The organism is Mesorhizobium sp. Ca11, assembly GCF_020165275.1.
GTDB lineage: Bacteria > Pseudomonadota > Alphaproteobacteria > Rhizobiales > Rhizobiaceae > Mesorhizobium.
Genome location: NZ_JAIUHU010000009.1, coordinates 43,144 through 67,564 on the forward strand (window position 1 = coordinate 43,144; position 24,421 = coordinate 67,564).

Annotated in this window: 24 protein-coding genes and 1 tRNA gene; 18 read left to right on the forward strand and 7 right to left on the reverse strand. The window is 63.6% G+C overall.

Annotated features, from left to right (window positions below; all coding sequences use genetic code 11):
* Nucleotides 1–153 precede the first annotated feature (153 nt).
* Nucleotides 154–813, forward strand: a complete 660-nt coding sequence (locus LB538_RS17530) for a peroxiredoxin (RefSeq protein WP_140847021.1) — start codon at nucleotides 154–156, stop codon at nucleotides 811–813.
* Between the two features lie 260 nt (nucleotides 814–1,073).
* Here LB538_RS17530 and rpoH read toward each other — a convergent pair whose 3' ends face one another.
* Both rpoH and LB538_RS17540 read right to left on the reverse strand, forming a co-directional pair.
* Nucleotides 1,074–1,985 (reverse strand): RNA polymerase sigma factor RpoH, encoded by a 912-nt coding sequence (gene rpoH, locus LB538_RS17535; protein WP_095767360.1) that lies wholly within the window; start codon nucleotides 1,983–1,985, stop codon nucleotides 1,074–1,076.
* A 215-nt stretch (nucleotides 1,986–2,200) separates the two neighbouring features.
* A complete protein-coding gene (locus LB538_RS17540) occupies nucleotides 2,201–3,271 on the reverse strand; it encodes an RluA family pseudouridine synthase (RefSeq protein WP_224527137.1) in 1,071 nt (356 codons plus the stop codon).
* Nucleotides 3,272–3,297: 26 nt separating this feature from the next.
* Between LB538_RS17540 and LB538_RS17545 the strand changes: the two genes are divergently transcribed.
* From LB538_RS17545 to LB538_RS17570, 6 genes are all read left to right on the forward strand, one after another.
* Nucleotides 3,298–3,681 (forward strand): fimbrial protein, encoded by a 384-nt coding sequence (locus LB538_RS17545; RefSeq protein ID WP_095767362.1) that lies wholly within the window; start codon nucleotides 3,298–3,300, stop codon nucleotides 3,679–3,681.
* Nucleotides 3,678–4,091, forward strand: coding sequence for a VOC family protein (locus LB538_RS17550; RefSeq protein ID WP_095767363.1), 414 nt, complete (start codon nucleotides 3,678–3,680; stop codon nucleotides 4,089–4,091). Before LB538_RS17545 ends, LB538_RS17550 begins: the two co-directional genes overlap by 4 nt.
* Before the next feature lie 86 nt (nucleotides 4,092–4,177).
* A tRNA-Glu gene (locus LB538_RS17555) sits at nucleotides 4,178–4,252 on the forward strand.
* 143 nt (nucleotides 4,253–4,395) lie between these two features.
* Nucleotides 4,396–4,977 (forward strand): VOC family protein, encoded by a 582-nt coding sequence (locus LB538_RS17560; RefSeq protein WP_224527141.1) that lies wholly within the window; start codon nucleotides 4,396–4,398, stop codon nucleotides 4,975–4,977.
* 22 nt (nucleotides 4,978–4,999) lie between these two features.
* A complete protein-coding gene (locus LB538_RS17565; protein WP_224527144.1) occupies nucleotides 5,000–5,848 on the forward strand; it encodes a glutathione S-transferase family protein in 849 nt (282 codons plus the stop codon).
* A 280-nt stretch (nucleotides 5,849–6,128) separates the two neighbouring features.
* A complete protein-coding gene (locus tag LB538_RS17570; protein ID WP_224527146.1) occupies nucleotides 6,129–6,494 on the forward strand; it encodes a hypothetical protein in 366 nt (121 codons plus the stop codon).
* A 151-nt stretch (nucleotides 6,495–6,645) separates the two neighbouring features.
* On the opposite strand, the gene LB538_RS17575 is transcribed toward LB538_RS17570, so the two are convergent.
* Nucleotides 6,646–6,867 carry a hypothetical protein gene (locus tag LB538_RS17575; RefSeq protein WP_140545139.1) on the reverse strand — a complete coding sequence of 74 codons (222 nt, stop codon included), beginning with the start codon at nucleotides 6,865–6,867 and terminating at the stop codon, nucleotides 6,646–6,648.
* Nucleotides 6,868–7,046: 179 nt separating this feature from the next.
* The gene (locus tag LB538_RS17580; RefSeq protein ID WP_411909032.1) at nucleotides 7,047–7,442 is read right to left on the reverse strand and encodes a hypothetical protein; all 396 of its coding nucleotides are present in this window, start codon (nucleotides 7,440–7,442) and stop codon (nucleotides 7,047–7,049) included.
* 149 nt (nucleotides 7,443–7,591) lie between these two features.
* On the opposite strand from LB538_RS17580, the gene LB538_RS17585 reads away from it, so the two are divergent.
* The 7 genes from LB538_RS17585 to phoB all read left to right on the forward strand — a co-directional run bounded on the left by LB538_RS17585 (nucleotide 7,592) and on the right by phoB (nucleotide 16,629).
* The gene (locus LB538_RS17585; RefSeq protein ID WP_224527152.1) at nucleotides 7,592–10,936 is read left to right on the forward strand and encodes a response regulator; all 3,345 of its coding nucleotides are present in this window, start codon (nucleotides 7,592–7,594) and stop codon (nucleotides 10,934–10,936) included.
* A 494-nt stretch (nucleotides 10,937–11,430) separates the two neighbouring features.
* Nucleotides 11,431–12,489: a phosphate ABC transporter substrate-binding protein PstS gene (gene pstS, locus LB538_RS17590; protein ID WP_095767366.1), complete on the forward strand. Its 1,059-nt coding sequence runs from the start codon at nucleotides 11,431–11,433 to the stop codon at nucleotides 12,487–12,489.
* A 64-nt stretch (nucleotides 12,490–12,553) separates the two neighbouring features.
* Nucleotides 12,554–13,540 (forward strand): phosphate ABC transporter permease subunit PstC, encoded by a 987-nt coding sequence (pstC, locus tag LB538_RS17595; RefSeq protein WP_095767367.1) that lies wholly within the window; start codon nucleotides 12,554–12,556, stop codon nucleotides 13,538–13,540.
* Nucleotides 13,541–13,543: 3 nt separating this feature from the next.
* Nucleotides 13,544–14,395, forward strand: a complete 852-nt coding sequence (gene pstA, locus LB538_RS17600; protein ID WP_095767368.1) for a phosphate ABC transporter permease PstA — start codon at nucleotides 13,544–13,546, stop codon at nucleotides 14,393–14,395.
* On the forward strand, nucleotides 14,392–15,195 hold the full coding sequence (gene pstB, locus LB538_RS17605; RefSeq protein WP_095767369.1) for a phosphate ABC transporter ATP-binding protein PstB: 804 nt from the start codon (nucleotides 14,392–14,394) through the stop codon (nucleotides 15,193–15,195). The genes pstA and pstB overlap by 4 nt, the downstream gene beginning before the upstream one ends.
* 20 nt (nucleotides 15,196–15,215) lie before the next feature.
* Nucleotides 15,216–15,923, forward strand: a complete 708-nt coding sequence (phoU, locus tag LB538_RS17610) for a phosphate signaling complex protein PhoU (protein WP_095767370.1) — start codon at nucleotides 15,216–15,218, stop codon at nucleotides 15,921–15,923.
* Between the two features lie 16 nt (nucleotides 15,924–15,939).
* The gene (phoB, locus tag LB538_RS17615; RefSeq protein ID WP_010911896.1) at nucleotides 15,940–16,629 is read left to right on the forward strand and encodes a phosphate regulon transcriptional regulator PhoB; all 690 of its coding nucleotides are present in this window, start codon (nucleotides 15,940–15,942) and stop codon (nucleotides 16,627–16,629) included.
* A gap of 333 nt (nucleotides 16,630–16,962) precedes the next feature.
* Here the strand turns inward: phoB and LB538_RS17620 are convergent, their stop codons facing one another.
* Entirely contained in the window at nucleotides 16,963–18,204 is a 1,242-nt protein-coding gene (locus tag LB538_RS17620; protein ID WP_224527156.1) for an ROK family protein, read from the reverse strand.
* 268 nt (nucleotides 18,205–18,472) lie between these two features.
* Here LB538_RS17620 and xylF point away from each other — a divergent pair, with 268 nt between their 5' ends.
* The 4 genes from xylF to LB538_RS17640 all read left to right on the forward strand — a co-directional run bounded on the left by xylF (nucleotide 18,473) and on the right by LB538_RS17640 (nucleotide 23,670).
* Nucleotides 18,473–19,513: a D-xylose ABC transporter substrate-binding protein gene (gene xylF / locus LB538_RS17625; RefSeq protein ID WP_095767551.1), complete on the forward strand. Its 1,041-nt coding sequence runs from the start codon at nucleotides 18,473–18,475 to the stop codon at nucleotides 19,511–19,513.
* A gap of 232 nt (nucleotides 19,514–19,745) precedes the next feature.
* The gene (locus LB538_RS17630; RefSeq protein ID WP_224527159.1) at nucleotides 19,746–21,098 is read left to right on the forward strand and encodes a sugar ABC transporter permease; all 1,353 of its coding nucleotides are present in this window, start codon (nucleotides 19,746–19,748) and stop codon (nucleotides 21,096–21,098) included.
* Nucleotides 21,099–21,114: 16 nt separating this feature from the next.
* Nucleotides 21,115–21,915, forward strand: a complete 801-nt coding sequence (locus tag LB538_RS17635; RefSeq protein ID WP_224527162.1) for an ATP-binding cassette domain-containing protein — start codon at nucleotides 21,115–21,117, stop codon at nucleotides 21,913–21,915.
* Between the two features lie 132 nt (nucleotides 21,916–22,047).
* Nucleotides 22,048–23,670 (forward strand): CHASE domain-containing protein, encoded by a 1,623-nt coding sequence (locus LB538_RS17640; RefSeq protein WP_224527166.1) that lies wholly within the window; start codon nucleotides 22,048–22,050, stop codon nucleotides 23,668–23,670.
* 77 nt (nucleotides 23,671–23,747) lie between these two features.
* Here LB538_RS17640 and LB538_RS17645 read toward each other — a convergent pair whose 3' ends face one another.
* Nucleotides 23,748–23,993: a YMGG-like glycine zipper-containing protein gene (locus LB538_RS17645; RefSeq protein WP_095767375.1), complete on the reverse strand. Its 246-nt coding sequence runs from the start codon at nucleotides 23,991–23,993 to the stop codon at nucleotides 23,748–23,750.
* Between the two features lie 257 nt (nucleotides 23,994–24,250).
* The gene (locus tag LB538_RS17650; RefSeq protein WP_224527168.1) at nucleotides 24,251–24,421 is read right to left on the reverse strand and encodes a hypothetical protein; all 171 of its coding nucleotides are present in this window, start codon (nucleotides 24,419–24,421) and stop codon (nucleotides 24,251–24,253) included.

Consider the following 24,421-nt stretch of genomic DNA (forward strand, 5'->3'; position numbering starts at 1 on the left):
TCCTGCCGAAGAGCGCCGTGCTCGCCAAAAAAATATTTGGCTGCAGCGGGCTAGGTTACGGCTCCTGGCGTTTGACCGATGCCGCGATGGTGGTAGCTTAGAATGCTTGCCGGCCGCGCCGGCCATCGTTTCATAAAAGGGTAGGGATAGGTCATGAGTCTTCGTATCAACGATGTCGCGCCGGATTTCACGGCCGAGACCACGCAGGGCACCATCAAATTCCACGACTGGATCGGCGACGGCTGGGCGGTGCTGTTCAGCCATCCGAAGAATTTCACGCCGGTCTGCACCACCGAGCTCGGCACCATGGCCGGCCTGGAAGGCGAGTTCAAAAAGCGCAACGTCAAGATCATCGGCATCTCGGTCGATCCGGTATCGAGCCACGAGAAGTGGCAGGCTGACATCAAGACCGCCACCGGCCAGACGGTGAACTACCCGCTGATCGGCGATAAGGACCTCAAGGTCGCCAAGCTTTATGAAATGTTGCCGGCAGGCGCCGGCGAGACCTCCGAGGGCCGCACGCCGGCCGACAACGCCACCGTGCGCTCGGTCTATGTCATCGGCCCGGACAAGAAGATCAAGCTGGCGCTGACCTATCCGATGACCACGGGCCGCAACTTCGACGAGATCCTGCGCGTCATCGATTCCATCCAGCTGACGGCCAAGCACCAGGTGGCGACGCCGGCCAACTGGAAGCAGGGCGACGACGTCATCATCACCGCCGCCGTCTCCAACGAAGACGCGATCAAGCGTTTCGGCGCGTATGAGACGGTTCTTCCTTACCTCAGGAAGACCAAGCAGCCGACGGCCTGAGCCTTTCCTTCTCCCCGTTCCACGGGGAGAAGGTGCCCGAAGGGCGGATGAGGGGCGGCGCCGCGGTCGAGGATCAGCGCGCCTGCCTCGCGAAGACAGTTGCTGGAAAAGACAACCTCGCAGCCTCGGCGCTGCCCCTCATTGCCCTGCCGGGCATTTCTCCCCGTATAGTGACGGGGAGAAAGGGGCGCGCGACCGCTTTAGCCATACAAAAAAGGCGGCGCCGAAGCGCCGCCTTATTCATTGATTCCTTGAGCTTGTTACGCCGCCGGCTGCGCCTCGATGGTCCGCAGCGCCTGGGTCTGACGCTTGGCGGCGGCCTTGACCGCGTCCTGCACCTTCTCGAAGGCGCGCACCTCGATCTGACGCACACGCTCGCGGCTGATGTCGAACTCGGCCGAGAGTTCTTCCAGCGTCAGCGGCTCTTCGGCCAGGCGACGCGCCTCGAAGATGCGCCGCTCGCGGTCGTTGAGCACCGACAGGGCACCCGACAGCATGGTGCGCCGGTTTTCCAACTCGTCCTGCTCGATGAGCATTTCTTCCTGGCTCTCGTGATCGTCGACCAGCCAGTCCTGCCATTCGCCGGACTCGCCTTCGCTCGCCCGGATCGGGGCGTTGAGCGAAGCGTCGCCCGAAAGGCGGCGGTTCATCGACACCACTTCGGCCTCGGAAACGTTGAGGCGAGTGGCGATCTCGGCGATCTGCTCGGGCTTCAAGTCGCCATCGTCGAGCGCCTGGATCTTGCCCTTCACCTTGCGCAGGTTGAAGAACAGACGCTTCTGATTGGCGGTGGTGCCCATCTTGACCAGGCTCCACGAGCGCAGGATGTATTCCTGGATCGAGGCCTTGATCCACCACATGGCATAGGTGGCGAGCCGGAAACCACGCTCCGGTTCGAATTTCTTCACGGCCTGCATGAGGCCGACATTGCCTTCCGAGATCACCTCGCCGATCGGCAGGCCGTAGCCGCGATAGCCCATGGCGATCTTGGCGACGAGCCGCAAATGGCTGGTGACGAGCTTGTGGGCAGCCGTAGTGTCCTGATGCTCGGCATAACGCTTTGCGAGCATGTACTCTTCCTGCGGCTGAAGCATCGGAAAGCGGCGGATTTCTTCCAGGTAACGGGCGAGACCGCCTTCACCGGAAACGATACTGGGTAATGATTGGGCCATGATAGCGCCCCTCTCTCTTTGGAGTGGATGCCCCCGAAACGCGGCGGGCATTCGTCACGGATCCCAAAGGCTCATCCGCGACAACCTGTGTATATAGGAACAAAACCAGAAAAGACAGGCATTTGTTCAACGCTAAACAGTCTGTCACGCTAAAGTGAACAACGCCGGTCAGGTTTTTTGATGGCTGGTTTGCAGCTTGTTCGTGGCGGGTCGGTTCAGAGTTTTCGGAAGTCGCCGACGAGTTCCTCCATGTCTCCTGGTATCGGCGCTTCGAACCTCATCGTTAGATGGGTGGTCGGATGCCGGAATTCAAGGAGCCACGCGTGCAGGGCCTGCCGGGGAAAGGCTTTGACCTTGGCCTTCAAGGGTCCGGGCAGCCGGTTGGCCTTGGTGCGGAAAGCCTGCCCGTAATCCGGATCGCCGATCACGGGGTGCCCGATATGGGCCATGTGGACGCGGATCTGGTGGGTCCGGCCCGTCTCCAGCCGGCATTCGACCAGGCTTGCCGTGGCGAAAGCCTGTTGTCCTTCGCCGAAACGTTCGACAATGCTGAAATGGGTGACGGCATGGCGGGCGTCGTCGCGACTTTCAGACACCACCGCGCGGCGGACGCGGTCGGCGGCGCGACCCAAGGCAGCCTCGATGGTGCCGGTCGGCCGTTGCGGGATGCCCCAGACCAGCGCCAGATAGGCGCGCTCGAGGTCGCCGGTGCGGCCATGATCGGCAAAGGCTTCCGACAGCGCCTTGTGGGCGCGGTCGGTCTTGGCCACGACCATGACGCCGCTGGTTTCCTTGTCGAGGCGATGGACGATGCCAGGACGCCTGACGCCGCCAATGCCGGACAGGCTGTCGCCGCAGTGATGGATCAGCGCGTTGACCAGCGTGCCGGTCCAGTTGCCGGCGCCGGGGTGGACGACCAGTCCCGCCGGCTTGTTGATGACGATCAGCTCGTCGTCCTCGTAAAGAATGTCGAGGGGAATGTCCTCGCCCTGTGGCTCCGCCGGCTCCGGAGCGGGCACGAGGATCTCGATCGTCTCACCGACCGTCAGCTTGCGCTTGGCTTCCAGCACCTTCCTGCCGGCGATGGAGACTGCGCCTTGCTTGATCAGCGCCTGCACGCGGCTGCGCGAGAGCTCCGGACCGAGCTTGGCGGCAAGCCACTGGTCGAGGCGCTGGCCGGCGGCATCGGCGCCGGCTTCCAGGACGGTGGCTTCGCCTGCGGCCAACTCATCGTCCGTCGGTTCCTCCCCTATCAATGTCGAACTCTCTTCGTTATGAGCGCTCATCGAAACCCGTTGCGGATTGTTTAGCCATGGCCCGGCCGATCGCCGAAGAAGATGAGGAAAAGCCGCTCGACCCCGCGGCCGAGAATGTGCGCCGCAAGCTCGTCCGCTTCATGATCGTCAATCTCGGCCTTCTGTTCCTCGCCCTTATGGTGGTGATTGGGGCGCTTGTCTACAAAGCCCGCAACGCGCCGGTGGCCGGATCGGCGCCCGCCGGCGATGTTCAGGCTCCGGCCGGTGCGCCGCTCTCGGGCGACATCGTGTTGCCCGTCGGCGCCAAGGTGATCAGCCAGTCGCTCTCCGGCAACCGCCTGTCGATCGACGCCGAGCTTGCCGATGGCGGCCGTTCGATCTTCGTCTACGACATCTCCGAGCGCCGCATCATCGGCCAATTCGCGGTTCGCAACAAATGAGCGGCTTTGCCGAGCAGCGCAGCATTGCGACCGTCGCGCTCGTCGTCGGCAATTACGACGAGGCGATCGCCTGGTATGTCGAGCGGCTCGGTTTCGTGCTGAGCCAGGATGTCGATCTCGGCGGCGGCAAGCGCTGGGTCACCGTCGCGCCGGCGAAGGGCAAGGGGGCGAGGCTGCTCCTGGCGGAAGCATCCGGCGAAGAGCAGGCAAGCCGCATCGGCAACCAGACCGGCGGCCGCGTCTTCCTGTTTCTCGAAACCGACGATTTTTCCCGCGATCACCAGGCGATGCTCGCCAAGGGCGTCGAGTTCCGCGAAGCGCCGCGCCACGAAGCCTATGGCACGGTGGCCGTTTTCGCCGATCTCTACGGCAATCTCTGGGACCTGATCGAGCCGAAACGGCAGCGCTGACCAGCAGCTTTGGGCAAAGCACGCAAAGTGCCGGAAACCCCAGTTGCTTTTTCCCAGCCGCCAGCCTATGTAGCCGGTTCTTGAGCGCGCCCATCGTCTAGCGGTCAGGACACCGCCCTCTCACGGCGGGAACAGGGGTTCGATTCCCCTTGGGCGTACCAAGCAACTCTCCTGTAGACCGAAAGACCAATCCCTGCTGGGTCCAATCTGGCGTTCGCGCGTTCGTCCGTTCTGGCGCAGCGCTTGCAGTTGCTTTAGCATTCTCTGCACAAAGCCTGCCGCAAGTGCGGGCGGGAGGAGTCCAATGCGGAAGCTGCAGTCGCAAGGCGTTCATCACATCACGCTGGTCGGCGCCGGGCGCCAGACCTCGATCGACTTCTGGGAGGGCGTGCTCGGCATGCCTTTCATCTTCGAGCAGCCCAATCTCGACAAGGCGAGCGAAAGCCACCTCTACTTCGATCCGGGCGACGGGCGGCTGATCACCGTCTTCACCGACGAAACCCGGGTCCCGGTCAAGCGGCGGACACCGACCGATATAGGCTGCGTCCATCACATCGCGTTCTCGGTATCGCGAGTCACCTTCCTGCAGGCAGTCGCGCGGCTCGACGAGCGCGGCATCAAGCACAGCGGCGTCAAGGATCGCGGCTTCATGGATTCGATCTATTTCGAAGATCCGCTCGGGCTGTTGATCGAGCTCGCGTCCTACCGCTTCGACCCGCCGGCCGGCTTCACCCATGCCGACGTGCTGATGGAGGCGCACAAGATCCGCGTGGCGCGCGGCGACTACAATATCGCCGAATTGCACCTTGCCGACGCCATCCAGGCGCTGGTCGAGCGGTCACGCGAAACCCTGTCGGAAAACAGGGTGCCGAAGAATCCGTACTGAGCAAGCAAGGGAGGGACATGAAATGGCAAAAGCCGCAACAAAGAGCGCGAAGAAACCCGCTGCCAAGGCCGCGCCGAAAGCCGCGGTAAAAGCCGCCGCGAAATCGGGCGCCAAGGCATCGGCGAAGGCGGCGGCCAAAACGGCCGCGACCTCGAAAGTGGCGAAGCCAGCTAAGAAGCCGGGCATAAAACTCAGCATGCTGAGGCCGAGCGTCAACAACATGACGGTGCGGGTGTTCGCGCGCGCGGCCGGGCTCGATCCGGCGGAGACCGATGCCTGGGGCCTTACGCGTTCGCCCGAATTCCTGGCGCGCAATCCGGCGCATCTGACGCCGATGATCGAGGACAAGGGCCTGCCGCGCGGCGTGCTTTGGGAAAGCTGCGCCATCATGCAGTATCTCGCCAACAAGCACGGGCTGGACAAGTTCTATCCGAAGGCGCCAGCCAAGCGGGCGATGATCGATAGCGCCATGTTCTACCTGGTCGGCACGCTTTATCCCTATGTCGCGCGCGCGACGTATCCGGCGCTCGGCTTTCCGCAATATGCCGGCGAGGTCGGCCACAGCGACGCCCATCCCGACAAGAAATCGGAAGCGCAGAAGGCGGCGATGGCTGCGATCGCCGAGCCACTCGAGGTGTTTCACGCCTTCTTTCGCAACGGCAAACCATTCATCGGCGGCAACAACCCGTCGATCGCCGACATAAGGCTGGCGGCAACGCTCGAGTTCCTGGCGGTCATCGACTACGCGCTGCCCAGCTGGGCGAAGGAATACATGGCGGCCATGGAGAAGAAGCTCGGCAAGGCCTATGCGGAGCCGGCAGGCGATGTGCGCGGCTACATCGCGCATGTGAAATCGCAGGCCAGGGCGTAACAGCCGGCTCAGGTTAAGGTTTCGTTTACCCAACGCCTGTCTACTGATCACAGTCCTCGCCGCGACCACGGATGTACTGGCGCGAAGTGGAGGCGAAGGGAAAGGTCGGCCCAGTGCCGGCCTTTTGCTTTTCCGGCGGTTGTATCGCCCCCCACGGCAATCACGACATACGACTTATCCGGTTCCAGACCGGTTGAAATCCTATTGTCATCGGCGTGATTGATCCTACCATTACCTAGGTCGACAGGTGCGAGCCGGGCAAAAAGCGATGAGGACTGCGATGAAAAGAATGGCGAAATTTTCCGCGGTCGCGAGCGCGCTCCTGGCGAGCGCCGCGGCCGAAGCCGCGCCGCTCAACGGTATGAACGAGGTTGGCGCCGCCTTGCTCGCCTGCTGGACGCCGCCGGCCAATTCCGACAATTCCTCGGTGACGCTCAGCTTCAGCTTCAAACGCGACGGCACGCTGATCGGGCCGCCGAAAACAACCGCTATCCATGTCAGCGGCGACGACAAGGCGCGTAAGGCGTATATCGACGCTGCGACCAAGGCCCTGAACGATTGTCTGCCGCTCAGCCTTTCGCCCTCGCTGGCGCAAGGCATCGCCGGAAACGTCTTCACGCTGCAGTTCAACTCGCCGAAGAAGTAGGCCACGGCGAAGGCACCGAGCCTAAGGCGCGTCGCGATCTTTCTAGATTCGCTCCATGCGCTTTAGGTTTTTAGGCATGTCTTTATCCCGAAATCGGTTCCCACTTTCGGCAGACATGTTCTAACTGTGTCGCACTTTCCTGGAATTGCTTTCAGGTCAAACCGCGTGCGCGCCTGATCTGGGCGTGCTTTTCCAACTCCGGCATCTCGAAGACATAATCGTTCCAGGCGGAATCCGGAATCTGCCCGGCAAGGTAGCAATCCAGCAGAAGGCTTTGTTCGGGGGTAAGGGCTCTCGGCGCATGCTCATGATCCAGCCCAAGCGAATGGATCAGGTTTCTGGTCAGGCCAGAGACGGTGAAGTGAATGGACATCTTCGGTCTCCCTCTGCGCTGCGCGGATCGCATCAACGCCATCAACGTCCGGCGCCGGGCAAAGGTTTCATCAGCGATCCGTGATCGCGCCGCCGTCGCGGCCGGGCTGAATCTGTCGGGCTGTCTTTCTTCACGGGCAAGTGGATCCAGCCGGCATCGACCGGCGGATCGAGGCAAAGCTACTCGCAGATGACGCGGTAGCGCTTGCCGGTTTCGCCGACATTCCTACAGGTAAGAGCGGTCTGCTCGTCCGAAGACTGATCAGCCAGATTCTGGTTATATGAAGGCCTTGGCGGAGACCTGGAATAGCGCCGGACCGACGGGCCTTGCGGCGCGCCCGGCGGCGGCAAAGGAAACACGTCCGACGCGATCTGCCGCGACGCGGTCGTTCCCGGCGGCGCCTTGTCCCAGACTCGCCTGACGTCCATCCGGCTCGGGACGATCACCGTGCCGTCGTCGCTGCGCGCGCAGCCGCCCGCCGCAAGCAGCGCCGGACAAAGGATGAAAGCCGCGATTCGACCAAACATTAGCAACACCTCAGGCACCTTATAATGCGTTGTTGCCATGATCGCCAACGGGCGGATTACCGCAGCCGGCGCCAGGGCCGGAAGCTGGCTCAACGGCACCGGGGCAGGCGGTTGCAATCATTATGGTTAGCGGATCGTTAATGCTTGTCGGGCACATTCCCCCGACGGACCGGCACAGTTCGGCCTTGGGGGTAGGAATGGCGGATACGGACGGGACTGTCGAGGCGGACAACAAGGCGGACAGACGCGGCAACGAGGCCTTTCTCGGCGACGTCCACGATATGGCCGGGACCTCGGAGGCGCTTGCCAATCTCAGGCTGATGGTCGATTCGATGCCGATCGGCGTCATCGTTCTCGATGCCGAATTGCGGGCGGAGGTGGTCAACCGGGCATTTTACGACTTCTGGCAAATCGATCCGCGGCGCGCTCCGGCCGGCAGTCGCTTTCGCGACCTCATGGAAGCCAGTCGTGATGCCGATCCGTTCGGCGCCGAGGAACAGGCCTGGCAAAGCCATGTGGCCGAACGGGAGGCCGAAATCCGGGCTGGAAGCGCAGGGTCCAGGCAGTTGCCGCGCAAGGACGGCCGCACGCTGATCGCCTCGCTGGCGCCTCTTCCAGGCGGCAAGCGGCTGATCTCCTATGTCGACATCACCGACATGAAACAGCGCGAGAACGAGGCGGAGGACGCGCGCAAGAATCTCGTCACCGTACTGGAGTCGCTGCCGGCGGGGGTCATCATCTACGATCGCGACGACCGCTTCGTCTTCGCCAACCGCAAGCTGCAGGATACGCTGCCGGCGCTGAAGCCGGCCTGGCAGCCTGGCCGCACGTTCCGCGAGGCGTTGGCGCTTGGCCACTCCGTCGGCTATTTCCGCTCGAGCGGCGACCCCGGAATCGACAGCCTGTATGGCGTCGACACCGAGAGCTGGCTTGACGCCATGCTCAAGCGGTACCGTTTGCCGAGCTCGGCCTACGAACGCCTCAACGCCGACGGGCGCTGGTACCAGGTCTATGACATGCGCACCGACGACGGCACATTCATCGGCGTGCGTGTCGATATCACCGACATCAAGGCGCGCGAGAAGGCGTTGCGCGATTCCATGCGCCAGATCGACCTTTACCGGCATGTGATGGACGAATTGCCCGTGGCAGCCTTCATCAAGGCCGACGATCTCAGCATAGAATTCGTCAACAAGGCCTGGTGCGCGCTGACCGGACTGCCCAAGGACGAGGTGCTCGGCAAGACCGATCGCGAGCTTTTCGCGACCGAAGAGGCGGACGGTTTCAGCAATGACGACAACGAAGTCGTGGCGACCGGCGCGGGACGCGAGATCGAGGAAGCCGTCACCCACCGCGACGGCACGGTGCGCCAGCTGATGACGCGCAAGAGCCGGCTGGTGGCGATCGACGGGTCGGTGCATCTGGTCGGCTCCAGCACCGACATCACCGACGTCAAGGCGCGTGAGCAGGCGCTGCGGCAGAGCATGAGCGAGAACGAGGTGTTCCGCAGCCTCATCGACAATGTGCCGGTGTCGATCTACGCCAAGCGCTCGGACCTCAGGCAATTCTATGTCAACAAGGGCTGGTGCGATCTCACCGGCTTCAGCAGGGAAGAAGCGATCGGCAAGACCGATGTCGAGATTTTCGGCGCGGACGGCGAAGCCTTCGTCGCCGGCGACCTTGCCGTGCTTCGCACCGGCGAGACGCAGGAGATCGAAGAGACGGTGACGATGCCGGACGGCAGCGTCAGGCACCAGTTCGCGCGCAAGGGCGCGATGATTGCCTCGGACGGCTCGCTCTATCTCATCGGTTCCACCACCGACATCACCGAGCTCAAGCAGCGCGAGGCGGAGCTCAGCGAGGCGCGCCGGCGCGCCGTGCTCGCCGACCGTGCCAAGTCGGAGTTCCTCGCCAATATGAGCCACGAGATCCGCACGCCGATGAACGGGGTTCTTGGTATGGCAGAGCTGCTGGCAAAGTCGGACCTCGATCCGAAACAGAAGACGTTCACCGACATCATCGTCAAATCCGGCAATGCGCTGCTCACCATCATCAACGACATCCTCGACTTCTCGAAGATCGATGCCGGCCAGCTGGTGCTCGACCCTGCGCCCTTCAATCTCGCCGAGGCGATCGAGGATGTGGCGACGCTGGTCTCGACGCGCGCCAAGGAGAAGGATCTCGAGCTCATCGTTCGCATCCAGCCGGGCCTCGACGGCCAGTTCGTCGGCGATGTCGGCCGTGTCAGGCAGATCGTCACCAACCTGCTCGGCAACGCGGTGAAATTCACCGACAAGGGTCACGTCCTGGTCGATGTGACGGGTGAGCGGGTTCCGGCGGGAACGAGGCTCACCATTTCCGTGACCGATACCGGCATCGGCATTCCGGAAGACAAGCTGAAGCAGGTTTTCGAAAAATTCAGCCAGGTCGACACCTCCTCGACCAGGCGGCATGAGGGCACCGGGCTTGGCCTTGCCATCACCTCACGTCTGGTCGAGATGATGGCCGGCGAGATCGGTGTCGACAGCGCCGAAGGCAAGGGTTCGACCTTCTGGTTCACGATCACGCTGCCCAAGGCCGAGCAGGGCGGGCAGCGCATCATGCCGGTCGACGTCACCGGCGCGCGCGTGCTCATCGTCGACGACAATGCCGTCAACCGCTCGATCCTCAGCGAGCAGATGGCGTCGTGGACGTTCGATTCCTGCGCGGCCGAAAGCGGCGCCGAGGGGTTGAAGGTGCTGATTGCCGCCGCCGCCTACGGCGTGCCGGTCGACTGCGTCGTGCTTGATTATCAGATGCCGGGCATGACCGGCGCCGAGATGGCGCGCATCGTGCGCAATACGGCGGGCCTGGCGCATACGCCCATCATCATGCTGACCTCGGTCGACCAGTCGCTTGCCGGCACGGCTTATCGCGACCTCGGCATCGATGCGCAGCTGATCAAGCCGGCGCGCTCCTCCATTCTCCTGGAAACGCTGGTCTCGACCATCCAGCGCCACCGCCACAGCAGCGCGGCGGCGCAACCCGCCATTGGCACCGCCAGCCCCCCGCGAGCCGCTCCGGCGCAGACGGCGGCATCGGAGCGCGCCATGCTGCAACCGCCCCCAGCGCGGGCGCGTCCGCGCCCCGCCGATGCCGAGCGCGAGCTCGACATCCTCGTCGCCGAGGACAATGAGGTGAACCAGATGGTGTTCACCCAGATTCTTGGCGAGACCGGTTACCGCTTCGAGATCGTCGGCAACGGCCGCAAGGCGCTCGACGCCTACGGCAGGCTCAATCCGCGCATGATCCTGATGGATGTATCGATGCCGGAAATGAACGGGCTGGAGGCGACGGGCGCGATCCGCCGGCTCGAGGAGGACATGGGCACGCATGTGCCGATCGTCGGCGTCACCGCGCATGCACTGAAGGGCGACCGCGAACGCTGCCTGGAAGCCGGCATGGACGATTACCTGCCGAAGCCGATCAGTCCGCGGGCGCTGCTCGAAAAGCTCGAGCGCTGGCTGGGTTCGGACGTCGAGACCCGGCGCAACGCCGGTTAAAACGAATTTGGCGGGCAGGACGGCGGCAAGGGGCTGACGCATGCGTATGGTGCGATCGCACCATACCAAAGCAAGCGCCAAGCTCGGACAATCATGACATTGATTCCGCTCTTTGGTTACGGGCGGGAGCAGCGACCGCCGACAAGAAACAGCGTCGACTCTACCCCAACGGACCCTGTTTTCGGCGATGGCCAGGCCATGATCCGCTCTGGCTTACAGGCAACGCACTCTCGTCCGGATTTTATTTCCCGGCGGCCGTCATCCGGCCGCCGGGATAAATTTTGTTTCAAAAGTCAGACAAGTTGCTGATTTCCGCGGCAAACTCCGTCCGGCCCTTCGAGGCCGCTGCGGAACCCCTTCCGAGCATCCTCGTCCAGACGTTACCGGGCTGACACGAAACTGTCATGCGACTGTAATAATCGAGGGCTATTGCGCTGACCGGGCGCCGATACAACGGGTGCCGAAAGACCATCTTCCGAACAGGAGCAGGCCACATGAGACATTTCATCCGCTCGGCGGCCGTTGCAATTGCAATGGCTGCGGCATCAACCCTTAGCATGGCCGCCGCGATGGCAGCCGACATTTCCGGCGCTGGCGCCACCTTCCCCTATCCGATCTACGCGAAGTGGGCCGACGCCTACAAGAAGGAGACCGGCATCGGTCTCAACTACCAGTCGATCGGCTCCGGCGGCGGCATCAAGCAGATCAAGGCCAAGACCGTCACCTTCGGCGCTTCCGACGCGCCGCTGAAGGGCGAGGATCTCACCTCCACCGGCCTCGCGCAGTTCCCGATGGTGATGGGCGGCATCGTGCCGGTCGTCAACCTCGAAGGCATCAAGCCGGGCGAGCTGGTGCTCGACGGTCCGACGCTCGCCGACATCTTCGCCGGCAAGATCACCAACTGGAACGACGCGGCGATCAAGAAGCTCAACCCCAAGATCAAGCTGCCCGACCAGGCGATTGCCGTCGTCCACCGTTCGGACGGCTCGGGCACCACCTTCAACTTCAGCTACTACCTGGCCGACGTCAGCGCCGACTGGAAATCGAAGGTCGGCGTCAACACCGCGCTTGAATGGCCGGTGGGCATCGGCGCCAAGGGCAATGAAGGCGTCGCCAACAACGTGTCGCAGACTGGCGGCGCGATCGGCTATGTCGAATACGCCTATGCCAAGCAGAACAAGCTCACCTATACCGACATGGTGAACAAGGACGGCAAGAAGGTCGAGCCGACCGCGAAGGCGTTCTCGGCCGCCGCGGCCAATGCCGACTGGAGCTCGCAGCCGGGCTACGGCGTTATCCTGGCCAACCAGGCGGGCGCCGAATCCTGGCCGATGACTTCCGCCACCTGGATCCTCGTCTACCAGAAGCCCGATGATGCGGCAGCCACGGCCGAAGCGCTCAAGTTCTTCGCCTGGTCCTATGCCAAGGGCGACAAGATGGCTGCTGAGCTTGACTACGTTCCGATGCCCGACAAGGTCGTGAAGAGCGTCGAGGAGATGTGGGGCAAGGACATCGTCGACAAGGATGGCAAGCCGGTCTACTCCGGCATGTAATTCCCGCCGAATGAGGAGGGCGCCTCTAGCGCCCTCCTGTCTCTTTCGAAATGCGAGGGACTAAATGACAGCCGTTTCCGAAGCCGCGACATCGTCCGCCCTGCGGACCAGAGAAGCGACGGTGCGCCGCTTCGCCGTCACCGACATGGTTTTCCGGACGGCGACGCGCCTTTCCGCCATACTCGTGCTCGTTCTGCTCGGGGGGGTCGCGATCTCGCTGGTCGCCGGATCGTGGGAGGCCCTGTCGAAGTTCGGCTTCTCCTTCCTGACCACCGAATCCTGGAACCCGGTCACCGAGAACTTCGGCGCGCTCGCGCCCATCTACGGCACCATCGTCACTTCGGCCATCGCCATTCTCATCGCCGTGCCGATCGGCATCGGTATCGCCATCTTCCTGACCGAGCTTTGTCCGCGCCCGCTCAGGCGTCCGATTGGCATCGCCGTCGAGCTGCTCGCCGGCATTCCCTCGATCATCTACGGCATCTGGGGCCTGTTCGTCTTCGCGCCGTTCCTGCAGACGACTGTGCAGCCCTTCATCATCAGTCTTTTCCACGGCATACCGGGGCTCTCCAGCCTGTTTGCCGGTCCGCCCTACGGCATCGGCTTGCTGACCTCGTCGCTGATCCTCGCCATCATGGTGCTGCCTTTCATCACCTCGATCACCAAGGACGTGTTCGACACGGTGCCGGCGGTGCTGAAGGAATCGGCCTACGGCATCGGCTGCACGACCTGGGAAGTGACCCGGCGCGTGACCATCCCCTATACCCGCATCGGCATCATGGGCGGCGTCATGCTCGGCCTGGGCCGCGCGCTCGGCGAGACGATGGCCGTCACCTTCGTCATCGGCAACGCGCACCGCATCAGCGCCTCGCTGTTTGCGCCGGGCACGACGATCTCGGCGACCATCGCCAACGAATTCACCGAAGCCGACGGCAACCTCTATACATCCTCGCTGGTATCGCTCGGCCTGATCCTGTTCATCATCACCTTCATCATCCTCGCGCTCGCACGCTACATGCTGTTGCGCATCGATAGCCGCACGGGAGCCTGACCGATGTCGACTGCCGCATCGCTTCACCAAAGCCGCAAGCGCAAGAATGCCGTGATGATGACGCTGTGCGTCGTCGCGGCGGGCATCGGGCTGGCCTGGCTGGCGCTGATTCTCGGCGCCCTGCTCTACAAGGGGCTTTCCGGGGTGTCGCTCTCCGTGTTCACGGAAATGACGCCGCCGCCCGGCGATGCCGGCGGCCTGCTCAATGCCATCTACGGCAGCATCGTCATGACGATCATCGGTATCGTCGTCGGCACGCCGATCGGCGTGCTGGCCGGCACCTACATGGCCGAATACGGACGCTTCTCGAAGCTTACGACGGTGGTGCGCTTCATCAACGACATCCTCTTGTCGGCGCCTTCCATCATCATCGGCCTGTTCGTCTACGAGCTGATGGTGCGGCCGATGGGGCACTTCTCGGCGATTGCCGGCGCGGTCGCGCTGTCGATCCTGGTGATCCCCGTCGTGGTGCGCACCACCGAGGACATGCTGAACCTTGTGCCCAACGCGCTGCGCGAAGCAGGCACCGCCATCGGAGCACCGCGCTGGGTAGTGATCCGCTCGGTTGCCTATCGCGCGGCGCTCTCCGGCATCGTCACCGGCATCCTTTTGGCGATCGCCCGCATCTCCGGCGAGACGGCGCCGCTTCTCTTCACCGCGCTCAACAACCAGTTCTGGTCGAGCAATCTCAATGCGCCGATGGCCAGCCTGCCGGTAACCATCTTCCAGTTCGCTCTCAGCCCCTACGAGGAATGGCAGCAACTGGCCTGGACGGGCGCACTCATAATCACCCTGACGGTTCTCGGGCTGAGCATCATCGCCCGCAGCCTAACCGGACGCAGAGAGGACAGATGAAACCGATGTTGTCCACCGACCTGAACGCAGCCGACACGACCGTCGAGAAGGCCAAGATCGAGGTCAAGAACCTCAATTTCTACTATGGCCAGTCGAAGGCGCTGAAGGACATCAACCTGTCCCTGCCCGAGCGCAGCGTGACCGCCTTCATCGGCCCGTCGGGCTGCGGGAAGTCGACGCTGCTGCGCGTGCTCAACCGCATCTACGAGCTCTATCCGAAGCAGAGCGCCGAGGGCCAGGTGCTGCTCGACGGCAAGAACATCCTCGACCGCTCGCAGGACCTCAACCTGCTGCGCACCAAGATCGGCATGGTGTTTCAGAAGCCGACGCCGTTCCCGATGTCGATCTACGAGAACATCGCTTTCGGCGTCAGGCTCTATGAGAAGATCAGCAAGGCTGAGATGGACAGCCGCGTCGAGCAGGCGCTGAAGCGCGCAGCACTCTGGAACGAGGTCAAGGACAAGCTCAACGCCAGCGGCCTCAGCCTCTCGGGCGGCCAGCAGCAGCGCCTGTGCATCGCCCGTACCGTTGCTGTGAAGCCCGAGGTCATCCTGCTCGACGAGCCGGCCTCGGCGCTCGATCCGCTGTCGACCGCCAAGATCGAGGAACTGATCGACGAGCTGCAGGCCGACTACACGATCGTCATCGTCACCCACAACATGCAGCAGGCGGCGCGCGTGTCGCGGCAGACGGCGTTCATGTATCTGGGCGAGCTGGTGGAGTTCGACCGGACCGAGAAGATCTTCACCTCGCCCCGCGAAAAGCGCACGCAGGACTACATCACCGGCCGCTTCGGCTGAGCTCATACGAGGACATCATCATGGCCGAACATACCGTCGCTTCCTTCGACGAGGATCTGAGGCAGATCAGCCGGCTCATCAACGACATGGGCGATCTCGCCGCCTCCATGGTCGGCGCTTCGACCAAGGCCCTGCTCGAGACCGACAATGCCATGGCGCAGCGCGTCGTTTCCGACGATGCTATCATGGACGCGCGCCAGCGCGAGCTCGACGACCGCGCCATCACGCTGATCGCCAAGCGCCAGCCGATGGCCGACGACCTGCGCAACGTGGTCGGCTCGATCCGCATGGCAGGCGACCTCGAACGCATCGGCGACCTCGCCAAGAACATCGCCAAGCGCGTCGGCTCGGTCGGCGTCAGCGCCGCGCCGCGCGACCTCACGCATTCGATCGATTCCATGGCGCAGCTGGTGCTGATCCAGGTCCAGGCCGTGATCCAGGAATATACGGTGGGCGACGCCACGGCGCTGGCCAAGCTTCGCAACGACGACGAGCGCATCGACGTCAAATACACATCCGTCTTCCGGGAACTCCTGACCTACATGATGGAAGACCCGCGCAACATAACCGCCTGCACGCATCTTCTGTTCTGCGCCAAGAATCTCGAGCGCATCGGCGACCATGTGACCAACATCGCCGAGAACGCCTATTATGTGCTGACCGGCACGCAATTGCCCGCGAATCGTCCCAAGCAGGACGAGACGACAATGTCGGCGCCGGCGGCCTGACGAAGGGTATCTGCCAATGATCGCGCCACGCATCATGGTGGTGGAGGACGAGGAGCCGCTTGGTGTGCTGCTCCGCTACAATCTCGAATCCGAGGGTTACCAGGTCGAAGTGGTGACCCGCGGCGACGAGGCCGAAATCCGCCTTCAGGAAAACGTCCCCGACCTGCTCGTGCTCGACTGGATGGTACCCGCGGTTTCCGGCATCGAGCTCTGCCGGCGCCTCAGGATGCGGCCCGAGACCGAGCGGCTGCCGATCATCATGCTGACCGCGCGGGGCGAAGAAAGCGACCGCGTGCGCGGCCTCTCGACCGGCGCCGACGACTATCTGGTCAAGCCGTTCTCGACGCCGGAGTTCATGGCGCGCGTCAAGGCGCTGCTGCGCCGCGCCAAGCCGGAGGTGCTGTCCAGCGTGCTCAAGGTCGGCGACATCGTGCTCGACCGCGAGTCGCACCGCGTCTACCGCAAGAAGAGCGAGATCAGGCTCGGCCCGACCGAGTTCCGGCTGCTGGAATTCATGATGCGTCATCCCGGCCGGGTGTTCTCGCGCAGCCAGCTGCTCGACAATGTCTGGGGCGAGACGATCTATATCGACGAACGCACCGTCGACGTCCATGTCGGCCGCCTGCGCAAGGCGGTCAACAATGGCCGCATGCCGGACGTCATCCGCACCATCCGCGGGGCGGGTTACGCGATCAGGGAAGATTAGGGATAGGGGGCCGAGACGCTGACGGGTTCTGTGTCTCCAGCATCGGATCGCGTGCATTGGCGGTTAGCCGAGACGCTTGTGCTTCGTCATCCACGGGCGGAGCAAGGAGCGCAGCGACGCAGCGCAGATCCGAGGATCCATTCCGTGATGTCGATGCGTTGCGACAGTCCAGAATTCTGTGCCGCTGCGCTCGACGCGTGAGGTAGCGGCATGGATTCCAGGGTCTCCGCGACGGAGCTTCGCTCCTGCTCCGCCCTGGAATGACGAAGCTGCGGGGCCTTCCCTTCGCTAATTCAAGCGTCTGCTGCTGTCCCGGACCTCTTCAAGGCTGCCTCAGGCCACGTTCTTTCCCGTCCCCACTCTTGCCTGGCCTCCCGGCGCGAAAATCTCCTGGTCGACGAAGGTCAGCGCGCGCATGGCGCAGCCTTCGCGGATCAGCGGCAACTCGTTCGGCTCGGTGTCGAAGGAGATCGATTCGGAGTGCTGGCCGCCGGCCGTCTGGGCGATCGCTTCCCTTAGCGCCGGCTCGATTAGGTCGAAGGCGGCCGCGCTGACGCCGACCATGGCGACAGGCGCCGGGTCGATGAGGGCGAACAGGCTGCCGAGACCGAAACCAAGCGCTTCGCCGGCCCGGCGGTAAGCCTCCCGTTCGGGGCCGTCCCTCTCGCGCGCCTTCGCGGCAAGGGCCCGCATGTCGGCGTCGCCGACGTCGACTGGCTCGGCGTCCTCGCTCATTTTCATGGCGCTGCGCCAGATCGCATAGTTGCCGGCATAGGCCTCGACGCAGCCGCGGCGGCCGCAGCGGCAAAGCGCCCCGCCCGGGCGGTGGATCATGTGGCCGAACTCGCCGCCGGAGGAATGCGTCCCGGTGAACAGCGCACCCTTGAGCACGAGACCCATGCCGATGCCGTGCGACAACAGGATGGCGATGAAGTCGTCGCGATAGCGCTCCGGGTCGCGCCATTGCAGCGCCACCGCCATCATGTTGCAGTCGTTCTCCATGGTGGCGGAGATGCCGAACTCCTTCTCGAGAATGTCGGCGAAAGGAATGTCGGTCAGCGGCGTTATCGGCGACCACAGCATGGAGCGCGCATGCGAATCGGTGATGCCCTGAATGCCCATGGCGATGCGGGCGACGCTGCCAATGTCGAGGTCGGGATCCTGCAGCCGGCGCCGCACGATCGCCACACATTCGCCGATCAGCTCGTCGCGGGGCATAACAAGCGTGTCCAGGCGCTGCTGCTCCTCGGCAACAACTTGGCCGGCATAGTCGATCACGGCGACCGACAGGAAGTTCAGCGACAACACCACGGTCAGCACCGCGGCGGCTTCAGGGTTCAGCGCCAGGCCGATCTGCGGCCGGCCGCGTTTCAACGCCGTCGGCTCGCTGGCCTTGCTTTCGGTGAGAATGCCCTCCTGGATCAAGTCGGCGGAGATCGCCGAAATGGTCGAGTGGCTGAGCCCGGTGGTGGCGGCAATTTCGGTCCGTGATGGCTGACCGGCGCGGCGTACCGCCGAAATCACCATGGCGCGGTTGCGCCGGCGCAAATCGTCATGGCGGATTCCGACCGACATCGTTTCGCACGTCCTCCCCAGTCATCGCGGCCTTGTGATAATGCCATGGCCTGTCGCTGACACGCTAGGGATTGTGGCAGAAGCCAGGGGCCATGTCATTATTTATTGCGGATACCGAAAAAAATGCCTGAGCCCATCAAAACCCATCAGAATCTCGGTTGACAGCGCTGTTGTGCTGGACCACTATTTTTTTGAGGCTCGAAAAAAAGCCTCTGTGCCGGCCTTCGGGCCAGTCTGGGTCGCGCCGCACGGGCGCAGGGAGGATATCATGAAGAAATTTGCAGCCGCCATTCTGGCGGGCGTTGCCATGTCGCTGACGCTGGCGTCCGTCGCCGAGGCGAAGGACAAGGTGATCGGCGTGTCGTGGTCGAATTTCCAGGAAGAGCGCTGGAAGACCGACGAAGCAGCGATGAAGGCCGCCATCGAGGCCGCGGGAGACAAGTATATCTCGGCCGACGCGCAGTCCAATCCGGGCAAGCAGCTGACCGACGTCGAAAGCCTGATCTCGCAGGGCGCCAACGCGCTGATCATCCTGGCGCAGGATGCCTCGGCGATCGGCCCGGCGGTGCAGAAGGCGCTCGATGAAGGAATCCCGGTCGTCGGCTACGACCGCCTGATTGAGAACAAGGACGTGTTCTACCTGACCTTCGACAACAAGGAAGTCGGGCGCATGCAGGCCCGCGAGGTGTTCAAGGCCAAGCCGGAAGGCAACTATGTCTTCATCAAGGGCTCGGGCTCCGATCCGAACGCCGACTTCCTGTTCGCGGGCTCCATGGAAGTCCTGAAGGACGCCATCGACAGCGGCAAGATCAAGAATGTCGGCGAGGCCTACACGGACGGCTGGCTGCCGGCCAACGCGCAGAAGAACATGGAGCAGTTCCTGACCGCCAACGACAACAAGGTCGACGCGGTCGTGGCTGCCAATGACGGCACCGCCGGCGGCGTCGTCGCGGCGCTGACGGCGCAGGGGCTGGCCGGCACCGTTCCGGTCTCGGGCCAGGACGGCGACCACGCGGCGCTCAACCGCATCGCGCTCGGCACGCAGACCGTGTCGGTGTGGAAAGACGCGCGCGAGCTCGGCAAGAACGCCGCCGAGATCGCCTCGCAGCTCGCCGACGGCAAGAAGATGGGCGACATCGCCGGCGCCAAGGACTTCACGACGCCCGGCGGCAACACCGTCAAGTCGCTGTTCCTGACGCCGGTCGCGATCACCAAGGACAACCTCAACGTCGTCATCGACGCCGGCTGGATCAAGAAGGACGAGGTCTGCGCGGGCGTGCCCGCCGGCAGCGTCCAGGTCTGCAACTGAGCCTTGCCGACGTTCGATCAAAAATACCTGCGCCGCGGCCAGGAGCGGTTCAATGAACCGCTCCTGGTCTTTGTTGCCGCAATCCCGGACGGAAAACCGCTACGCACTTTTCCTGGGATTGCTCTAAAGCCGTGGCGTTTTCTCAAAAGATTTTGCCGTTCTGCCTCAGGCGGATAGCTTCTAGGCTGAGTTCCGGCATCCGCGCCAGACGGCAAGCCGGTGGGAGGAAATCATGACCGACACGACGTCTACCCAACCGGCGGACACCGCGCGCGCGTCGGAACTCGGCACTGTTGCCCGGTTCCTGAAGGCGACCGAGCTCGACACCCGCATGCTGGGCATGATCGGCGCGCTGCTCCTGATCTGGATCGGGCTGCATGTGATTTCCAGCCTGCGGCTTGGCGTCAACCCGCTCGACTTCGACAGCCGCACGTTCCTGACGCCGCGCAATCTCTGGAACCTGTCGGTTCAGTCTTCGGCCGTGGCGATCATGGCCTCCGGCATGGTGCTGGTCATCGTCATGCGCAACATCGACCTGTCGGTCGGGTCGGCCGAAGGGCTGATCGGCATGGTCATGGGCTTTGCCCAGGTGCATTTCCTAGTTCGCTTCGTCGGGCTTGAACTGGGAAATCCCTGGATCTGGGTTCTGGCGTTGCTCATCGGCCTGGCGCTCGGCCTCATCATCGGCGCCTTCCAGGGCTTCGTCATCGCCTATCTCGAAGTGCCGGCCTTCATCGTCACGCTGGGCGGATTGCTGGTATGGCGGGGCGCTGCCTGGTGGGTCACCAGCGGCCAGACCGTTGCGCCGCTCGACGCCACGTTCCAGTTGATGGGTGGCGGCCCGGCGGGCTCGATCGGCGCCAGATGGAGCTGGGCCGTCGGCATCGTCGCCTGCCTGGCGGTTATCTTCATGCATTTCAACGGCCGCGTGCAGCGCAAGCGCTTCCGCTTCCCCCTGCGTCCGGTCTGGGCCGAGACGCTGCTCGCCACGGTTACCTGCGCGGTCATCCTGGGCGCGGTGTGGCTCGCCAACTCCTATCCGTGGCCGGTCGGCATCGTGAACCGCTACGCCGCCGCCAACAACATCACCGTGCCCGAAGGCGGGCTGTTCATCGCGCACGGTATCGCCATTCCGGTCCTGATGGCGGTCGCCGTCGGCCTGATCATGACCTTCGTCACCAAGCGCACTAGATTCGGCCGCTACGTCTTTGCCATCGGCGGCAATCCGGAAGCCGCCAATCTTGCCGGCATCAACACGCGCTGGATCACCATGAAGGTGTTCATGATCATGGGCGTGCTGGCGACGATCGCGGCGGCGATCTCGTCGGCCAGGCAGAACTCCTCGACAAACGCGCTGGGGACGCTGGATGAACTGCTGGTCATCGCCGCAGCGGTCATCGGCGGCACGTCGCTCGCAGGCGGTTCCGGAACCGTGCTCGGTGCCATGCTGGGCGCATTGCTGATGCAGTCGCTGCAATCCGGCATGGTGCTGCTCGGCGTCGATTCACCGCTGCAGAGTATCGTCGTGGGCGCCGTGCTGGTCGTCGCGGTGTGGCTCGACACTCTCTATCGCAAGCGCGTCTGATAGCAGGAGAAGGACCATGGCTGAAAAATCGTCTCCCGCCGGCGTTCCGCTGGTCGACATGCGCAACGTCTCGATCGCCTTCGGCGGCATCCGCGCCGTCGACGACGCATCCGTCGATCTTTTCCCCGGCGAAGTGATGGCGCTGCTCGGTCACAATGGCGCCGGCAAATCGACGCTGATCAAGATCCTGTCCGGCGCCTATAAGCGCGACAGCGGACAGATATTCATCAATGGCGAGGAGGCTTCGATCTCCAATCCGCGCGACGCCAAGAAATATGGCGTCGAGACGATCTATCAGACGCTGGCGCTGGCCGACAATGTCGATGCCGCAGCCAATCTCTTCCTCGGCCGCGAACTGATGACGGGTTGGGGCACGCTCGACGACGTCGCCATGGAAGCCGAGGCGCGCAAGGTGATGGGCCGGCTCAATCCGCGTTTCCAGCGCTTCAAGGAGCCGGTTATCAAGCTGTCGGGCGGACAGCGGCAGTCGGTGGCGATCGCGCGCGCGATCCTGTTTAACGCCCGTATCCTGATCATGGACGAGCCGACTGCGGCGCTCGGCCCGCAAGAGACGGCGCAGGTCGGCGAACTGGTCAAGCAGCTCAAGGCCGACGGCATCGGCATCTTCCTGATCAGCCACGACATCCACGACGTGTTCGAGCTCGCCGACCGCGTCTGCGTGATGAAGAACGGCCAGGTGGTTGGCACCGCGCGCACCACCGATGTTACCCAAGACGAGGTGCTTGGCATGATCATTTTGGGCAAATGCCCGCCAGGCGCCATTCCGGGCCCGGGGGCGCTGAAGATCGCAGCATGAAGTCGAACTGGTAGCCGGCTAATTAACGGCTGCGTGATGTACCAGCCGCGGTGATGGTTTGACCGCGCCATTGTGTTGGCGCCGAGACTTGCCCATAAAGATCGTCGACCGTCCACGGGCCGCATCCTTGATTTGAAGAAGCTCTTTCCGATCCTTGCCTTTGTCGCCGTCGCGCTGATCAGCCTGACCATGGCAGGGTTCGCCTATTTCGCGACGCAGGAGGCGGCGCGGATCAAGTTCGAGGGCACGGCCGACGACGCGCTCAACCGCATCGAGAGCCGCGTCGACCTGCATCTGTCGCTGCTGCGTTCGACGCAGGCGCTGTTCGATGCCCGCAACGGCGACATCTCGCGCGGCGAATTCAAGGCCTTCTTCACCGCCCTCGACATCGACGACAATTTCGCCGGGCTGCGCGGCATCGGCTTCCTGAGGCTCGCCAAGACCGGCGACGAGGCGGCGGTGGAACGCGACATCCTGCACGATCATGGGTCGGCGCATCCGATCTATCCTGCCACGACGCAGCAATGGCGCACGCCCATCGTGCTGTTCGAGCCGCTCGCTGCCTCCAACCAGTCGATCATCGGCTTCGATATGTTCACCGAGCCGGTACGGCGCGCAGCGATCGAAAAGGCGATGGCAGACGACCGGCAGCATGCGAGCGGTTTGGTCCAGCTCGGCCAGGGCGCCGGCGTGGCGCAGACCTTCACGGGCTTCCTGGTTTTCGTGCGTCTGAACGTCGAGACCGCGCCAGACGTCATCAATGCAAGCCGCTCCTCGACGGCCGGCTTTCTCTACGCCGCGTTCCGCGCGCAGGACCTGTTCCAGGTCGCGCTCAGCCGTTCTCCGCTGCTGCCGGTCAATGTCGAGGTCTATGACGGCAAGTCCGAGGACGGCAATCTTCTGTTCCGTTCGGAGGCGCCGCCGGCAGAACGCATCGGGGCGACGCTTCTGGCGCGTCGCGATATCGTTGTCGCGGGCCGGCCCTGGACCGTGCTGTTCAGGCCGACAAGCGCCTTCGAACCGCCGTCCTCGCGCGCCATACCGGTGATGCTCGGACTGTTCGGTCTGCTGCTTGCCGGCGCCATCGCGCTGGTGGCGCGCTACCAGGAGCGCGCCTATGAGGCGAAATCGGCGCTGCACGAGGCGACCGAAAAGAGCCTGCTGGAAAAGGATCTGATCCTGCAGGAGATGAAGCACCGCATCAAGAATTCGATCACCCGCGTGCTGGCGATCGCGCGACAGACGGCTTCGCAAGCCACCGACGTGAAGGAGTTTTCGGCTTCGTTCTCGGCGCGCCTGCAGGCCATGGCTGCATCGCAGGACATGCTGACCCGCTCGCGCTGGCAGAAGGCCGATCTAGGCGACCTGCTGCGCATCGAGCTCGGGCAGGTGTTCGGCAAGGACCTTCCCGACGGCGTGTTGTCAGGGCCGGAAGTGCTGCTGGACGAGACGACGACGCAGGCGCTCGGGCTGACCTTCCACGAACTTGCCACCAACGCGCTGAAATATGGCGAGGCCGGCAGTTCGGTGGGCGCCCTCAAGGTCGATTGGAGCGTCAACGGCCGCGGTCGCGAGCGGACGCTGGTTCTGAACTGGCGCGAGGCGGGTCAGAAGGAACTGGAAGCGCCAGTCAAGACCGGCTTCGGCACCAAATTGATAGATCTCAACGTCACGCGCGAATTGCGCGGCACCATCGCGCGCGACTACCACGCCGACGGCTTGAAGGTGGAAATCAGGATCCCGCTGGGCGCGTAAGGCAAAACAGCGGCTTGAATTTGAATTCAGAGCAAACCGGAGGCCGGCTGCCGGCCCCCGGTCTTTCCCGTGCTGAACTAGTTGCAGCGAGCCGTGTAGATCCGGCCGCGATGATCGCGATACTGGCAATAGCCGTTGCGCAGGTTGCGAACCAGAAGGCCCGACCCGGCGCCGACGGCCGCGCCGATCAGCGCACCCTTGCTGCCGCCGACCAAGCCGCCCACGCCGGCGCCGATCAGGCCGCCGCCGACGACGTCCTGCTCGGTTGTTGTGCAGCCGCTGACAGCGACCACGGCAACCATGGCAATCATCATCTTCCGCATAGAATTGCTCCTCACTTTTGTCCTCACTTTCGGCAGTGCCAGCAACCATTTAGCATGAAAAAAGGTGCTTCGCCTGCCCGATTTTACTGTTGCCTAACGTAGTCTTTTCGGCACGCTTGCCGTTCGACGCGACAAGCATGCCGGGCACCTCCAGCGTTAGGAACTGCGTGCCGTCCGGGCCGCACGTTCCAGACGATCCGATCGCAGTCGTCCAGCGCGGGATCCATGGTGGCCGATAGTCAAAGTCGCGTGTGAGGTCAGAACAATTGCCAGGCCGCGGTCAGGGCCACGGCGGCCAGAAGCGCGATCGCGCCCAGGCGGAGCGAAAGATGCCACGACCGCGGCGCCGGCGGCGGCTCGGCATCCCGGAAGCCGCTCATCGAGACGCGGGCGGCCTGCTCCAGCCTGTTCATGTCGGCAACCATCAT

Bases quoted from the DNA above. Each gene is read 5' to 3' on its own strand.
- LB538_RS17530 (WP_140847021.1), top strand. From the start codon at position 154: ATGAGTCTTCGTATCAACGATGTCGCGCCGGATTTCACGGCCGAGACC.
- rpoH (WP_095767360.1), bottom strand. From the start codon at position 1,985: ATGGCCCAATCATTACCCAGTATCGTTTCCGGTGAAGGCGGTCTCGCC.
- LB538_RS17540 (WP_224527137.1), bottom strand. From the start codon at position 3,271: ATGAGCGCTCATAACGAAGAGAGTTCGACATTGATAGGGGAGGAACCG.
- LB538_RS17545 (WP_095767362.1), top strand. From the start codon at position 3,298: ATGGCCCGGCCGATCGCCGAAGAAGATGAGGAAAAGCCGCTCGACCCC.
- LB538_RS17550 (WP_095767363.1), top strand. From the start codon at position 3,678: ATGAGCGGCTTTGCCGAGCAGCGCAGCATTGCGACCGTCGCGCTCGTC.
- LB538_RS17560 (WP_224527141.1), top strand. From the start codon at position 4,396: ATGCGGAAGCTGCAGTCGCAAGGCGTTCATCACATCACGCTGGTCGGC.
- LB538_RS17565 (WP_224527144.1), top strand. From the start codon at position 5,000: ATGGCAAAAGCCGCAACAAAGAGCGCGAAGAAACCCGCTGCCAAGGCC.
- LB538_RS17570 (WP_224527146.1), top strand. From the start codon at position 6,129: ATGAAAAGAATGGCGAAATTTTCCGCGGTCGCGAGCGCGCTCCTGGCG.
- LB538_RS17575 (WP_140545139.1), bottom strand. From the start codon at position 6,867: ATGTCCATTCACTTCACCGTCTCTGGCCTGACCAGAAACCTGATCCAT.
- LB538_RS17585 (WP_224527152.1), top strand. From the start codon at position 7,592: ATGGCGGATACGGACGGGACTGTCGAGGCGGACAACAAGGCGGACAGA.
- pstS (WP_095767366.1), top strand. From the start codon at position 11,431: ATGAGACATTTCATCCGCTCGGCGGCCGTTGCAATTGCAATGGCTGCG.
- pstC (WP_095767367.1), top strand. From the start codon at position 12,554: ATGACAGCCGTTTCCGAAGCCGCGACATCGTCCGCCCTGCGGACCAGA.
- pstA (WP_095767368.1), top strand. From the start codon at position 13,544: ATGTCGACTGCCGCATCGCTTCACCAAAGCCGCAAGCGCAAGAATGCC.
- pstB (WP_095767369.1), top strand. From the start codon at position 14,392: ATGAAACCGATGTTGTCCACCGACCTGAACGCAGCCGACACGACCGTC.
- phoU (WP_095767370.1), top strand. From the start codon at position 15,216: ATGGCCGAACATACCGTCGCTTCCTTCGACGAGGATCTGAGGCAGATC.
- phoB (WP_010911896.1), top strand. From the start codon at position 15,940: ATGATCGCGCCACGCATCATGGTGGTGGAGGACGAGGAGCCGCTTGGT.
- LB538_RS17620 (WP_224527156.1), bottom strand. From the start codon at position 18,204: ATGTCGGTCGGAATCCGCCATGACGATTTGCGCCGGCGCAACCGCGCC.
- xylF (WP_095767551.1), top strand. From the start codon at position 18,473: ATGAAGAAATTTGCAGCCGCCATTCTGGCGGGCGTTGCCATGTCGCTG.
- LB538_RS17630 (WP_224527159.1), top strand. From the start codon at position 19,746: ATGACCGACACGACGTCTACCCAACCGGCGGACACCGCGCGCGCGTCG.
- LB538_RS17635 (WP_224527162.1), top strand. From the start codon at position 21,115: ATGGCTGAAAAATCGTCTCCCGCCGGCGTTCCGCTGGTCGACATGCGC.
- LB538_RS17645 (WP_095767375.1), bottom strand. From the start codon at position 23,993: ATGCGGAAGATGATGATTGCCATGGTTGCCGTGGTCGCTGTCAGCGGC.
- LB538_RS17650 (WP_224527168.1), bottom strand. From the start codon at position 24,421: ATGATGGTTGCCGACATGAACAGGCTGGAGCAGGCCGCCCGCGTCTCG.